Raw genomic sequence first — 13,981 nt, forward strand, 5'->3', positions numbered from 1 at the left:
TTGCGTTATCCGGCCATGCAAAAGCCGGCCAGAAAGCGCGAATCGGGCAAGAAGCCGCCCATCGTCGAAATCGTCGGCGAGACCGGCGAGGAAGAGGCTCCGCCGCCGCCCGAGTTGGTCGAGCCCGACCCGGAGCAATCGCCCGAAGAGGCCGAGCAGGCCCGCAAGGACTACCTCCTCACCCGCTTCTGGATCAGCGCGCGCGGCTTCTGGGGCCGCAACGGCGACCGGCTGGCGTGGCCGTTCTCGATCGGCCTCGGCGTGCTGATCGTCCTGACCGTCGGCTTCCAATACGGCATCAACGTCTGGAATCGGGCGATCTTCGACGCGATCGAAAAACGCGAGGCGTCCACCGTCTTCCATCTCACCGCGGTGTTCTTCCCGCTCGCGATCGGCAGCATCGTGCTCGGCGTGGCGCAAGTGTTCGCGCGCATGGGCATCCAGCGGCGCTGGCGCGCGTGGCTGACGGCCAGCGTGCTGACGCGCTGGCTCGGCAACGGCCGCTATTACCAGCTCAATCTCGTCAGCGGCGACCACAAGAATCCGGAATACCGGATCGCGGAGGATCTGCGCGTCGCGACCGATTCGCCGGTGGATTTCCTCGCCGGCGTGACGTCCGCGCTGCTGTCGGCCGCGACCTTCATCGTCGTGCTCTGGACCATCGGCGGCGCGCTCACCGTCACGCTTGCGGGATCGTCGGTGACCATTCCCGGCTTCCTGGTGATCGCCGCGATGCTTTATGCGGGAATCGCATCGGGCTCGATCCTGGTGATCGGCCGCCAATTCGTGCAGGTCTCCGAGGACAAGAACCAGGCCGAGGCCGATTTCCGCTACACGCTGACGCGCGTGCGCGAGAACGGCGAGAGCATCGCGCTGCTCGGCGGCGAGGAGGAAGAGCGCGACGGCATCGACCGCAACTTCACGAATGTACTGCGGCAATGGGCGCGACTGGCGGGCCAGCACATGCGCACCACGCTGGTGTCGCAGGGATCGAGTCTTGTTGCTCCCGTGGTCCCTCTCCTGCTCTGCGCGCCAAAATTCCTCGACGGCAGCATGACGTTGGGGCAGGTGATGCAGGCGGCTTCCGCCTTCACCATCGTGCAGAGCGCGTTCGGCTGGCTGGTCGACAATTATCCGCGGCTCGCCGACTGGAATGCCTGCGCTCGCCGCATCGCCTCGCTGATGATGTCGCTCGACGGCCTCGAGCGCGCCGAGCAGGGCGACGGAATCGGTCGCATCAAGCGTGGGGAGACCAGCAACGACGCCATGCTGGAGCTGAACGACCTCTCCGTCACGCTTGATGACGGCACCGCCGTGGTCGGCGAGACCGAGGTGGTGATCGAGGCTGGCGAGCGGCTCCTGGTGGCCGGCGAATCCGGCACCGGCAAGAGCACGCTGGTGCGCGCCATCGCCGGGCTCTGGCCATGGGGTGGCGGCAGCGTCAATTTCCATCCCGACCGGCGGCTGTTCATGCTGCCGCAGCGACCCTACGTGCCATCAGGCTCCTTGCGCCGCGCGGTCGCCTATCCCGGCGCGGAAGATGACTGGACCGTCGAGGAGATCGGCGAGGCCTTGCACAAGGTCGGTCTCGACCATCTCAAGGACAAGATCGAGGAAGAAGCACCGTGGGACCAGACGCTGTCTGGCGGCGAGAAGCAGCGTCTCGCTTTTGCGCGGCTGTTGCTGCACAGCCCTGATATCGTCGTGCTCGACGAGGCCACCTCGGCGCTCGACGAGAAGAGCCAGGACAAGATGATGAAGATGGTCACCGACGAGCTGCCGAAGGCCACCATCGTCAGCGTCGCGCATCGTGTCGAGCTGGAGGCCTTTCACAGCCGCAAGATCGTGCTGGAGCGCCGCAAGGGCGGTGCAAAACTCGTCAGCGATATCGACCTGATCCCGCGCAAGGGCAAGCGCAAGCTGCTCGGGCGATTCCTGGGCCAGCGCAAGGCGCCACCGAAGAAGGCGGCGTGAGGCTAGCAGCTGTAGCCCGGATGGAGCGTAGCGCAATCCGGGACAGTCCATCGAGAGGCGAAACCCGGATTGCGCTGCGCTCCATCCGGGCTACCGACCCCTCGTGAACGATTGGAGTCCCCGGCAAAACCGGCTATGCATGCGCCGCTTGCAACGAGGACTTTGACTTGGCGACCGACAATGCCCCTTCGTCCGCGCCGTTCGGCGCGTTTGCGCCGAATGCGGCGCAGGCCGCGATCATTCGCCTCGCGACACAGTCGCGGCTGAAGCGCGGAGCGTTCCGGCCCTGGCTTTCGCGATTGGTGAACCTGCTGCGCAGTGGTCCCGTCGACGTGCAATACCAGGGCGCATCGTTCCGCTTCTATCACCAGGGCAGCGCGACCGAGCGCGGCGCGCTGTTCAATCCCGATTACAATCTCGACGAGCTCGACTTCCTGCGCCAGCACACCCCGGAGGCCGGCGTGTTCGTCGATGTCGGTGCCAATGTCGGCACCTTTGCGCTGGTGATGGCGCGACAGGTCGGGCCATCAGGCAAAGTGGTCGCCATCGAGCCGCATCCGATGACGTTTGGACGGCTCTCGTTCAACCAGGCCGCATCGAAAGCGACGCAGGTGCGCCTGGTGCAGGCGGCCGCCGGCGACAGCGACGGCGAGCTGATGATCGAGAGCGGCGGCGGCAATCTCGGCGCCACGCATGTCGTCACCGGCACGGCCAGCGCGGAGGCGATCAAAGTACCCTCGCTGCGGTTGACGCGCATTCTCGACGAGGCCGGCATCACCAAGGTGGACGCATTGAAGATTGACGTCGAGGGCTTCGAGGATCGCGTGCTGATCGGCTTCTTCCGCGACGCGCCGCAATCGCTATGGCCGCGCGCGGTGGTGATCGAGCATTTGTCACAAAAGGAATGGCGGGACGATTGTATCGCTGACATGGTCGCGCGCGGCTTTGTGGTTGCGCGCAAGACGCGGAGCAATACGTTCCTGTCGCGCTGACGACGAACGACGGAGGTTGCGATGATCGACCATATGGGTTTCCCGGTCTCCGACTATGAGCGCGCCAAGGCGTTCTACGCCAAGGCATTGGCGCCGCTCGGCTACAGCCTGATCATGGAGGTCACGCAGGAGCAGACCGGACACGATCCGGCCGCCGGCTTCGGCGCCGACGGCAAGCCGGATTTCTGGATCGGCGGCGAGGGCGCGCTGAACAAGCCGGTGCATGTCGCGATTCTGGCGAAAGACCGCGCTGTGGTGGATGCATTCTACAAGGCGGCGATTGCGGCGGGCGGGCGCGACAACGGGCCGCCCGGGATCCGGGCACATTATCATCCGACCTATTACGGCGCCTTCGTGCTCGATCCTGATGGACACAACATCGAGGCGGTTTGCCACGCGCCGGAATAGATAAAGTTCCTTCTTCCGGCCGGAACCTCGTTCCGCGCCCGCCGTTGTCGTCCCTTGCAAGAAGGAGCACGACATGGCCAACGACAATGCTCGCGACGTCGATCGCGATTTGGATCGCGTGTGGGATCTGATGAAGTCGATCGGATTCGCGATGCTGGTGACGCGCGATGGCGACAAGCTCCGCGCGCGGCCGATGAGCGCCTATCTCGATCGCAACGCGGACACGATCTATTTCCTCACCGACGCGCGGCGTCACAAGGACGATGAGATCGCGCGCAATCCGTCCATCAACCTGTCGTTCGCGGATGCGGGCAGCCAAAAATACGTGTCGCTGACGGGCACTGCCGTGGTCTCCAATGACCGTGCGAAGATCAAGGAGCTGTTCGCGACGCCGGCCAAGGCGTGGTGGGACTCTGCGGAAGATCCCAACATTCGCGTGCTCAAGGTCACGCCTGACGATGCCGAGTTCTGGGATTCGCCCGGCACGGTGATCTCCTATGTGAAGATGGCGGCCGCGGCGGTGACGAACACGCGGCCCGATCTCGGCGACAACCGCAAGGTCTCGATGTAATGCCGATCGAGCCGCCCGAGATTCCGCCGTCGACGCCGGGCACGCCCACCGAGCCGCCGCCGGGGATTCCGCCGGGCAATCCGCAGCCTGAAATCGCGCCGCCGGTGCGCGAGCCCGGCGCGCCGACGCCACCCGACGAACTGCCGGGCCGCATGCCTGAAGAGATTCCATCGCGCGGGCCGAACGGACCGCTCACGCCGAATCCTGCGACGGATGCAAGTCCGCCGCGGGATCGCGCATGAGGCGACGCATCACATCGGAGGCAATTGCAACCTGCGTCTGAATGCGCAATGAACGTCACTATAGTGAGGTGATTTGCGTGCAGAAATAAATCGCGCCGCGTCGGCTTCGTCCGCCACAATCCGGCCTAACGCGTAGCTGTTCATCCCAACACTTCGTCAAAGAACCTTCCGGGGAAGTTCACCATCATGACTAATCTTCGTTTCGTGCTGCTTGCCACCACGGCTCTGACCGCGATGCAGTTCGCAAGCTCCGCATCACATGCGCAAGGCGCGCCGCCGCTCGTGGTCGCGCAGGCGCAGCCACAAGAGACCGGCCCTGACGGAAAACCGAAGGAGCCGCCGAAGGGAGCGCCCGCGCGCCCGGCTACACCGCCGCCTGCGGCGCCCGCGCGCCCGACCGCACCGCCGCCCGCAGCTGCACCGCCCCATCCGCCCGCGCCGCCTCCGCCGGCGGCCGCTCCGCAGCGCCCAGCAGCACCGCCGCCGCCTCCGCCGCCACCTGCGGCTCGTCCGGCACCGCCGCCGCCCCCACCGCCGCCTGCCGCCCCGAAGCCGCCTGCGCCGCCCCCGGCTGCGGCTCCGCAACAGCATGCGCCGCCTCCTGCACCGCCCGCGGCACGCCCGGCTCCCACGCCTCCAGCGCCGCCGCCCGCCGCGGCTCCGCAGCAGCACGCACCCACGCCTCCGCCGCCTGCGGCTCACCCGACACCACCGCCGCCACCGGCAGCAACTCCTCAAGGCCATCCCGCGCCGGCGCCCACGGGGACACCGTCGCCTGCGCCCGCGCCGACGGTGCGACCGGGCGCGCCCGCTCCGGCCGCCACACCTACACCGACAAGTACACCTTCACCGACCGCGACGCCGGCTCCGGGCAGTACGCCGCCGACTGGCCGTCCCGGTGCGCCGACCCCCGGCGGACGTGCGCCCTCGGCGGCGGGATCACCGACACCGGCTCCAGGCGCCACGCCCGCTCCAACGACGACACCGGCGCCAGGGGCCACCCCGACGCCGTCCGGCCGTCCGGGTCCCGCGCCGAGCGCAACGCCGGCACCGGGCGCAACGCCCGCGCCCGGAGCAACCCCTGCCCCGACAACGACGCCGGCCCCCGGTGGCGCCGTGACATCGCCCCCGGGACGCCAGGGTGGTGCACCCGCTGCTGGCGCGCCCGCTGCCGGAGCTCCGCCGACCCAGCCGCAGACAGCTGCCCCGTCCCGGCCGCCGGCTCCCCCCGCCGGCGCCGCAGCACCGAGCACCGTCCCGGGCTCGGCGGCTGCGACCCCGCCGCCCAACAGGGCGCAATACGCGACGCCCACGGTTGCGCCGGCCTTCCGCGCCGCGCCCACGACGACCACGCCCCTGCCGCCACCGCCGCGTCCGCCGCAGCGTGACCTGACACCGCTCGCGATCGGTGCAGGTGTCGTTGCCGGTGCCGTGATCGGCGCCACCATCGCCGACTACCGCAACCAGCGCCGCGAAAGCATCGAAGGCGGCCGCACCGTCTACACCGAGCCGGACCGCATCATCATCCGCGATCCGGGTGGGCAGACATACGTCCGCGGCAACGATCTCTATCGCTTCCGCTATGGCGCCCGCGACATCCGCACCGAGACTGTCGGCGCCGATACCCGCACCGTGGTGATCCGTCCCGACGGCAGCGAGATCGTTACTGTTGTCGGTCCGGACGGTCGGCTGCTGCGGCGAATCCGCAGGGACCCGGCCGGGCGCGAGCTCGTCATCATCGATAACAGCTACCGCGATCCGCAGTCGGTCGGCGGTTTCTATGTCGACGCTCCGCCGCCCGTCGTGAACATTCCCTACGATCGCTATATCGTCGATGCCGAGGAGGCGTCGCCGGACGTGATCTATCAGACGATGGTGGCGCCGCCGGTGCAGCGGATCAACCGTCGCTACACACTCGACGAGATCCGCTACAGCCCCAATGTTCGCATGCAGATGCCGAGCATCGACCTCAACACGATCAACTTCGAGACGGGATCGTGGACCATCCCACCAGACCAGGCGGCGAAGCTGCAGTCGATCGCCGACGGTCTTAACCGTGCGATCCAGGCCAACCCGCGCGTGGTGTTCTTGATCGAAGGTCACACCGACGCGGTCGGCAACGACGTCGACAATTTGTCATTGTCGGATCGTCGTGCGCAGGCCGCGGCCGAATTGCTGACCCAGCAATTCGGTGTGCCGTCCGAGAACCTGACGTCGCAGGGCTATGGCGAGCAGTACCTGAAGGAGCAGACGCAAGGACCGAGCGCGATCAACCGCCGCGTCACCGTCCGCAACATCACGCCGTTGCTCAACGGCGGCCAGGCTTCGCTGCCGCCGCCCCCGCCCGGCACCGCGCCGCCGCGGTAACGGCACGCACAAACGCAAATGGCCGGGAGCAATCCCGGCCATTTTTGTTTTGCTTGTAGGGTGGGTTAGCCGAAGGCGTAACCCGCCACTGTTCGTATCCGCAGAGACAGAAGAGGTGGGTTACGCTGCGCTAACCCACCCTACGCTTCAGCCCTTGTCGTTCTCCAGCCGGAAGATCTGCGAGCCTTCACTGCCCGACAGCAGGCCCGTGTCGCTGTAGAGCTTCAGCTTGGCGCGGGTATCGTTGATGTCGAGGTTGCGCATGGTGAGCTGACCGATGCGATCGGCCGGCGTGAACGCCGCGTCCTCGACCTTTTCCATGCTGAGCCGCTCCGGCGCATAGGTCAGGTTCGGGCTTTCCGTGTTGAGGATCGAGTAGTCGTTGCCGCGGCGCAGCTCCAGCGAGACCTCGCCGGTGACGGCGCGGGCGACCCAGCGCTGCGCGGTCTCGCGCAACATCAGGGCCTGCGAATCGAACCAGCGGCCCTGATAGAGCAGACGTCCCAGGCGCATGCCGCTGATGCGGTACTGCTCGATGGTGTCTTCGTTGTGGATGCCGGTGACGAGGCGCTCATAGGCGATGTGCAGCAGCGCCATGCCGGGCGCTTCATAGATGCCGCGGCTCTTGGCCTCGATGATGCGGTTCTCGATCTGGTCGCTCATGCCGAGGCCGTGGCGGCCGCCGATCGCGTTGGCTTCGAGGAACAGCGCGACGGGATCAGAGAAGGTCTGGCCGTTCAGCGCGACCGGCTGGCCTTCCTCGAATCGCACCACGACCTTCTCGGCCTTGACGTTGCAGTCGTCACGCCAGAATGGCACGCCCATGATCGGGTTGACGATCTTGATGCCGCTGTCGAGGCTTTCGAGATCCTTGGCCTCGTGCGTCGCGCCGAGCAGATTGCTGTCGGTCGAATATGCCTTCTCGGCGCTCATCTTGTAGGCAAAGCCCTGCGCCGTCATGAACGCCGACATCTCGGCGCGGCCGCCGAGCTCGTCGATGAACTGCTGGTCGAGCCAGGGCTTGTAGATGCGCAGGCCCGGATTGGTCAGCAGGCCGTAGCGATAGAAGCGCTCGATGTCGTTGCCCTTGAAGGTCGAGCCGTCGCCCCAGATGTTGACGCCGTCCTCCTTCATCGCCGCGACCAGCATCGTGCCGGTGACGGCGCGCCCCAATGGCGTGGTGTTGAAATAGGTGATGCCGCCGGTGGAGATATGAAAGGCGCCGGACTGGATCGCGGCGATGCCTTCATGGACGAGCTGCGTGCGGCAATCGACCAGCAGCGCTTTCTCCGCGCCGAACTCCATCGCCTTGCGCGGAATCTCGTTGTAGTCGGCCTCATCGGGCTGGCCGAGATTGGCGGTATAGGCGTAGCAGCGCGCGCCCTTCTGCTTCATCCAGAGCAGCGCCGCTGACGTGTCGAGGCCGCCCGAAAAAGCGATGCCGACTTTCTCACCCTTGGGCAGGCTTTTCAGGATCGTGGTCATGGGGCTTCCAATCGGTCTCGAAGGGCGGATGTCGTTTCACGGGTTGACCGCGCGAATATCAAATTTCGCGGGGCTCGGCACCCCTTTAATGGCTCAAACTGACGGCTCGGGCCCCGTCTTGCGGCCGAACAGGCGCTGGCGCAGCCGGTAGGCAGGCATGTTCAGGCGGGTCAAGGCGGCATCGACGGCCTCGTCCGAAAACCGGGTCCGCGGCCAGCGGTAAATCAGCGCGTAGGCAAACCAGATCACGACGAAGGTGACGAGGCCGGCGATCGATACGTCGGTGAAGAAGTGGCCGCCAAATGCCATCCGCAGGCCGCTGGTCACGAGGCCGAACACCACGGCTCCGGCATAAGCGAGCGGCCGCCACGGCGGCGGTGCCAGTGCGGCGGGCGCCAGCGTCCAGAACGCAGTCGCGCCCTCGCCCGAGAAGAACGAGCAGTTGCGCGCGCAACCGCCGCGTGGGTCCCACCACGGCACGAATTGCTGGTCGCCGGCAAACTGCGTCACCACCACCGGGCGCGGCCGGCCCCAATGGGTCTTGAAGGCGAGGTTGGAGAGAATGACGGCTGAGAGGATAATCGTGGCCAGCAGGAACACGATCGCGCGGCCGGATACCATCAAGGGACGGTCAGGCCGGATCATCTTGACCACAAGCGCGACCAGCGCAGGCAGCACGAACGCCCAGGCAACCCACATCGCGGCGTCCCGCGCAAAGCTGGCCCAGCCGTTCAGCTTGAGCGGAAATGTCTTGGTCTCAGGGTCGAAGAACAGCGCGGCGAGCTTGAGATCAAGCTCGGGATAAAGGCCGAAAACGACGCCGATCACGAGCCACAGCGCCAGGGCAATGAAGAGTCCGGTCCGGTTCATGGCGCGCGGTTTAGCCGAGTGGGAAGGGGATGAAAACCCTGGAATCCGTCATTCCGAGCGAAGCGAAGCAATCCAGAATCCATCCGCGGCGATAGTCTGGATTGCTTCGTCGCTTCGCTCCTCGCAATGACGGCACCTCAATCCGGCCTTGAATTCGAGGGCAGCGGCGGAGGCGGCTTACGCGGCAGCGGCGGATTGCGCCAGGCACCGGCATTGCGACCGGCGATCAGCCAGTAGACGACACCGGCGACGATGCCGGCGCCGGTCATGATCTCGAGATGGCGGCGCACGATGCCTTCGAACTGCAAGGTGTCGGAGTGAAAGGGAATGAGGCCGAGATAGCAGGCGAGGCCGACGAGGCCGCCGCCGACGGCATAGGTGAGAGCACTGCGGATGTAGAGCGCCTCGGTGATCGCGACGATCACCGCCGCCGGCACAAGCGCAAAGCCAGAGACGAAGATGAAACCGAACCCGAGCAGGATGTCGATCGTGCCCTGATCGACGGGACCGGCGCCGAGATCGGCGAACTCCGGAAACAACAGCGCGATGACGACGATCATGCCGCCGACGAAGCAGGCGGCGAGAAAGCCGATGAAGATGACGATGAGGCGGCCGATCAAGGACATCACACCACCCTCGCCGTCATTGCGAGCGTAGCGAAGCAATCCAGTCTGCCTCTGCGGAAAGACTCTGGATTGCTTCGCTGCGCTCGCAATGACGAGGATGCGAGAGCATTTGCGCGCATCAACTCAATCCGTCATCGCCATGGCGCGCAGCGTCTGGCGTTCCCTGGCGGAGAGTTTTTCGGTCTCCGACTTCAGCTGGCCGCAGGCGGCGAGAATGTCGCGGCCGCGCGGGGTGCGCACCGGCGAGGAATAGCCCGCGTTGAAGACGTATTCGGAGAACTTTTCGATCTGGTCCCAGTCCGAGCATTCATAGGCGGTGCCGGGCCAGGGGTTGAACGGGATCAGATTGATCTTGGCGTGAATGCCCTTGAGCATCTTCACCAGCAGCTTGGCATCGTCGAGCGAATCGTTGACGCCCTTGAGCATCACATATTCGAAGGTGATGCGACGCGCGTTCGAGGCGCCGGGATAGTCGCGACAGGCCTGCAGCAATTCCTTGATCGGATATTTGCGGTTGAGCGGCACCAGCTCGTTGCGCAGCTCGTCGCGCACCGCATGCAGCGAGATCGCGAGCATCACGCCGATCTCCTCGCCCGCGCGCACGATGTTCGGCACCACGCCCGAGGTCGACAGCGTGATGCGGCGGCGGGAGATGCCGATGCCTTCGTTGTCGCCGACGATGAGCAGCGCATCGCGCACCGCTTCGAAATTATAGAGCGGCTCGCCCATGCCCATCATCACGATGTTGGTGACGCGACGCGTACCGTCTTCGCGATCGGCCCAGTCGTTCAGACGATCGCGTGCGACCATCACCTGTCCCACGATCTCGCCGGCGGTGAGGTTGCGCACCAGGCGCTGCGTGCCGGTGTGGCAGAACGAGCAGTTCAGCGTGCAGCCGACCTGGGAGGACACACACAGCGTGCCGCGATCGGTTTCGGGGATGTAGACGCACTCGACTTCATGCGCCCGCTCGACATTGTCGCCGCTCGGCAGCCGCAGCAGCCATTTGCGGGTGCCGTCGTTGGAGATCTGCTCGGCCACGACTTCGGGCCGGTCGACGGTGAAATGTTGCGCGAGCTCGGCGCGAATGCCCTTCGAGACCGAGGTCATCTCTTCGAAATTCTGGGCGCCACGGAAATACATCCAGTGCCACAGCTGCTGCACACGCATCTTGCGCTGCGCCGGTGCAACGCCGATCTCGCCGAGGCGATCGGCAAGCTCGGTGCGCGACAGGCCGATCAGCGAGGGCCTCGCCGGCGGCACATAGGTTTCGAGCGGAGTCTTCTCCACCAGCGTTGCGTTGTGCGGCTCGGTCATCGGTTGCATTGAATGGCCTGATTAGGTGGTCGTTCCGGGATGGTCCGAAGGACCAGACCCGGAACCTCGAGATTCTCAGGTGCGCAATTGCGCACCATAGTTGGCGCTTCGCGCGCCCCGGAATGACGGGAGAAAGTCTAGTCCGCCCTATATAGCAACCGGAACCGCCGATTGCGACCTTATCGACCGCAGGCTTAACGCCTGCAATCCTGCGCGATCTTGTCGAGCGCCTGGGCGAGGCCCTTCAGCGAGAACGTGTCGGTGGTCTCGGTCCCCTTGGACGAGACGCCCTTGACCACGAGATCGGCGGATTTACGCATGGCCTCGACCATCCGCTCTTCCTCGGCCGCATTCTTGATCCAGAGACCGTCGCCCTGCGAGTACATGGCGAAAGCGGCGCCACCGACCTCGACCGACGATTCAGAGCCCGGCTTCAGTGCGTAGCCGATCAGGACCGAGACTTCGTTGTTGACCTTCTCCGCCGGGCGGGTGGAGACGAAGGCATAGGCAGGATCGCGCGGCCGATTCGGCGGGTTGGTCTTCGACGACGACGGCTTGGCCAGCGCGAAGCAGACCTTTTTGCCGTTGGGCGCGGCCGAATAGGCGCCCCAGGTGCCGAACTGACCAATCAGGGTTGGCTCTGCGCCGCCCGCAACCGCCGCGTGCGGAGCCACGGGCTTGCTCTCGGGCTTTGCAGCCGTCTTTCCAGTCGTATTGGTCGCCGGCGCAGCCGATTTCGGCGCGGCCTCTTTCGGTGCAGTTTTGGGCGCGGGCTGCGCCGTCTGCGCCCGCGCGGAATCGACGATTCCACAGGCCGCCACGCCCGTCATCAAAGCTAAAATCAGCACCCGCCACATGCTGGAGTGGTTCCCTCAATATTGTGACTGGAAGATGGCCCGGTCGCGCATTGTCCCCGCGGCAGGGATAGCCGGGAAAGTCCAATTTGGGAAGGCAGTTAGCGAAGGTCGCGGCGACTAGGCCCGGGATCGCGCCGCGCGTTGCTCCGCCCATTGCGCATCGGTCCAGCGCAACAAATCCTCGGCGCCTGAGCTGCGCAAATGCGCGCCACCGTCGATCACCACCATCTCGCCGTTGATGTAGCCGGCACGGTCGGAGACCAGGAAGCTGGCGAGGTCGGCAAGCTCGCGGTGCTCGCCGGCGCGTCCCATCGGGTTGCGCGCGGCCCACCCTTCGTCGCGACCCTCGGGGCGGAGCTGACCCGAGGCGCCCGCGGTCGGGAACGGTCCCGGCGCGATCGCGACGGTGCGGATGCCCTTCGGGCCCCATTCCACGGCGAGACTTTTGGTCATCGCCAGCACGGCCGACTTCGCCATCGCCGACGGCACGGTGAAGGCGCGGCCGGTGATGGTCGAGGTCGAGAGGATCGAGAGCACGACGCCGCCATGCTTGCCGTCGATCCAGCGCTTGCCGGCGGCAAGCGTGCAATACATCGCACCATGCAGCGTCGGCGCAAGGATCGCATCCGCAGCGCGAAATGAGAGATGCTCACTCTGCGCGATGAAAGTCGCAGCCGCGTTGTTGACGAGAATATCGAGCGGCGCCTCGCGCCAGATGGCGTCCATCATGCTCTCGACGGCGGTGCCATCGCGGATATCGCAGGCGATCGTCGTGACTTTGCCGCCGATCTCTTCGCGCATCGCGCTCGCCGCCGCCTCGAGCCGATCGACCTTGCGGCCGCAGATCACGAGTTCAGCGCCGAGCGCGAGGAAGCGGCGCGCCATTGCAGCACCGAGACCCGAACCGCCACCGGTGACGAGGATGCGCTTGTCCTTGAGCAGGCCTGTTTCAAACATGGTTTGAATCCTCCCTTTCTGTCTTCCCGTCATTGCGAGCGCAGCGAAGCAATCCAGGCTATTTCCGCGGCACGGATTCTGGATTGCTTCGCTGCGCTCGCAATGACGAGAGGATAGGCCGGTGCGGTCTAATAGACAAAGAAACCGGATTGTCGCCCGCACCTAAATCCGGCAGAAACGGGCAAACTATAAATCCACTCGAAACGCCCAGTACTTCACTTCTCAAGAAGGTGCCGCCATGAAAGCCATCCTCTGCTCGCAATATTGCCAGCCCGACGATCTCGTTCTGGCCGACGTGCCGGATCCGGTGGCCGGTCCCGGCGAAGCCGTGATCGCGATCAAGGCTGCGGCGCTGAACTTCTTCGATATCCTGATGATTCAGGGCAAGTACCAGATCAAGCCGCCGTTCCCGTTCTCGCCGGCCGCCGAAGTCGCGGGCGTGATCGAGAGCATCGGCCCCGGCGTAACCGATCTGAAGGTCGGCGATCGCGTCGTCGCCTCCTGCGGCCACAATGGCGCGCGCGAAAAGATCGCGCTGCCTGCGGCATCGATCGTGAAGATCCCCGACAATCTCGATTATGACCGGGCGGCCGGCATCATCATCATCTACGGCACCGCGCTGCATGCGCTGGAAGATCGCGCGAGCCCGAAGCCGGGCGAGACGCTCGCGGTGCTCGGCGCCGCCGGCGGCACCGGACTTGCCGCGTGCGAGCTCGGCAAGCTGATGGGCCTGAAGGTGATCGCCTGCGCGTCGTCGGACGAGAAGCTCGAATTCGCGAAGGCGCACGGTGCAGAACTCACGCTCAATTACGGCAAGGAAGATTTGAAGGAAGGCTTGCGAAAGCTCACCGGCGGCAAGGGCGTCGACATCATCTTCGATCCGGTGGGCGGCACCTATGCCGAGCAGGCGCTACGCTCGATTGCCTGGGAAGGCCGCTTCCTCGTGATCGGATTTGCCGCCGGCGACATTCCGAAGATGCCGCTGAACCTCGCGCTGCTGAAGGGCTGCGACATCCGCGGCGTGTTCTGGGGCGCGTGGACCCGACTTAACCCGGAAAAGAACCGCGCCAATCTCGAGAAGCTCGTGAAGTGGACAGCGGAGGGGAAGATCTCCTCGCATGTCGATCGCGTCTTCCCGCTGGCACAGACTGCGGATGCGCTGAAGGTGCTGGCGGGACGTCAGGCCATGGGCAAGGTGATCCTGCATCCGTGAGGCTATGCGGCGTGGCGTGTGTCGGTACGGCCGCTCGCCACGAGCTCAACTGTCATCGCCCGGCTTGACCGGGCGATCCAGTACTCCGAGACGTCAGTCATT

The 13,981-nt window shown here is 65.6% G+C and carries 13 protein-coding genes; 7 read left to right on the forward strand and 6 right to left on the reverse strand.

Features of this window, described 5'->3' with window-relative positions; translation table 11 throughout:
- Nucleotides 1-15: 15 nt before the first annotated feature.
- The 6 genes from ABIB90_RS24465 to ABIB90_RS24490 all read left to right on the forward strand — a co-directional run bounded on the left by ABIB90_RS24465 (nucleotide 16) and on the right by ABIB90_RS24490 (nucleotide 6,554).
- Nucleotides 16-1,974, forward strand: a complete 1,959-nt coding sequence (locus tag ABIB90_RS24465; RefSeq protein WP_354201537.1) for an ABC transporter ATP-binding protein/permease — start codon at nucleotides 16-18, stop codon at nucleotides 1,972-1,974.
- 167 nt (nucleotides 1,975-2,141) lie between these two features.
- Entirely contained in the window at nucleotides 2,142-2,966 is an 825-nt protein-coding gene (locus ABIB90_RS24470) for an FkbM family methyltransferase (protein WP_354201538.1), read from the forward strand.
- 21 nt (nucleotides 2,967-2,987) lie between these two features.
- Nucleotides 2,988-3,374 carry a VOC family protein gene (locus ABIB90_RS24475; RefSeq protein ID WP_354201539.1) on the forward strand — a complete coding sequence of 129 codons (387 nt, stop codon included), beginning with the start codon at nucleotides 2,988-2,990 and terminating at the stop codon, nucleotides 3,372-3,374.
- Nucleotides 3,375-3,447: 73 nt separating this feature from the next.
- Nucleotides 3,448-3,945: a pyridoxamine 5'-phosphate oxidase family protein gene (locus ABIB90_RS24480; protein WP_007598769.1), complete on the forward strand. Its 498-nt coding sequence runs from the start codon at nucleotides 3,448-3,450 to the stop codon at nucleotides 3,943-3,945.
- Nucleotides 3,945-4,187 carry a hypothetical protein gene (locus tag ABIB90_RS24485; RefSeq protein ID WP_007598768.1) on the forward strand — a complete coding sequence of 81 codons (243 nt, stop codon included), beginning with the start codon at nucleotides 3,945-3,947 and terminating at the stop codon, nucleotides 4,185-4,187. Before ABIB90_RS24480 ends, ABIB90_RS24485 begins: the two co-directional genes overlap by 1 nt.
- Nucleotides 4,188-4,373: 186 nt before the next feature.
- Nucleotides 4,374-6,554, forward strand: coding sequence for an OmpA family protein (locus ABIB90_RS24490; protein ID WP_354201540.1), 2,181 nt, complete (start codon nucleotides 4,374-4,376; stop codon nucleotides 6,552-6,554).
- A gap of 147 nt (nucleotides 6,555-6,701) precedes the next feature.
- Here ABIB90_RS24490 and argG read toward each other — a convergent pair whose 3' ends face one another.
- From argG to ABIB90_RS24520, 6 genes are all read right to left on the reverse strand, one after another.
- Nucleotides 6,702-8,039 (reverse strand): argininosuccinate synthase, encoded by a 1,338-nt coding sequence (gene argG, locus ABIB90_RS24495; protein ID WP_007598765.1) that lies wholly within the window; start codon nucleotides 8,037-8,039, stop codon nucleotides 6,702-6,704.
- A 93-nt stretch (nucleotides 8,040-8,132) separates the two neighbouring features.
- Entirely contained in the window at nucleotides 8,133-8,909 is a 777-nt protein-coding gene (locus tag ABIB90_RS24500; protein WP_354201541.1) for a phosphatase PAP2 family protein, read from the reverse strand.
- 137 nt (nucleotides 8,910-9,046) lie between these two features.
- Complete coding sequence (locus ABIB90_RS24505; protein WP_007598761.1) at nucleotides 9,047-9,535, reverse strand: hypothetical protein; 489 nt, start codon at nucleotides 9,533-9,535, stop codon at nucleotides 9,047-9,049.
- Nucleotides 9,536-9,658: 123 nt separating this feature from the next.
- Nucleotides 9,659-10,861: a dual-specificity RNA methyltransferase RlmN gene (gene rlmN / locus ABIB90_RS24510; RefSeq protein WP_007598759.1), complete on the reverse strand. Its 1,203-nt coding sequence runs from the start codon at nucleotides 10,859-10,861 to the stop codon at nucleotides 9,659-9,661.
- A 185-nt stretch (nucleotides 10,862-11,046) separates the two neighbouring features.
- Complete coding sequence (locus ABIB90_RS24515; RefSeq protein ID WP_354201542.1) at nucleotides 11,047-11,709, reverse strand: invasion associated locus B family protein; 663 nt, start codon at nucleotides 11,707-11,709, stop codon at nucleotides 11,047-11,049.
- A gap of 117 nt (nucleotides 11,710-11,826) precedes the next feature.
- Nucleotides 11,827-12,666: an SDR family oxidoreductase gene (locus ABIB90_RS24520; RefSeq protein WP_354201543.1), complete on the reverse strand. Its 840-nt coding sequence runs from the start codon at nucleotides 12,664-12,666 to the stop codon at nucleotides 11,827-11,829.
- 238 nt (nucleotides 12,667-12,904) lie between these two features.
- On the opposite strand from ABIB90_RS24520, the gene ABIB90_RS24525 reads away from it, so the two are divergent.
- Entirely contained in the window at nucleotides 12,905-13,879 is a 975-nt protein-coding gene (locus ABIB90_RS24525) for an NADPH:quinone oxidoreductase family protein (RefSeq protein WP_007598751.1), read from the forward strand.
- Nucleotides 13,880-13,981 lie beyond the last annotated feature (102 nt).

The sequence above is a fragment of the Bradyrhizobium sp. JR4.1 genome (assembly GCF_040548605.1).
Classification (GTDB): domain Bacteria; phylum Pseudomonadota; class Alphaproteobacteria; order Rhizobiales; family Xanthobacteraceae; genus Bradyrhizobium; species Bradyrhizobium canariense.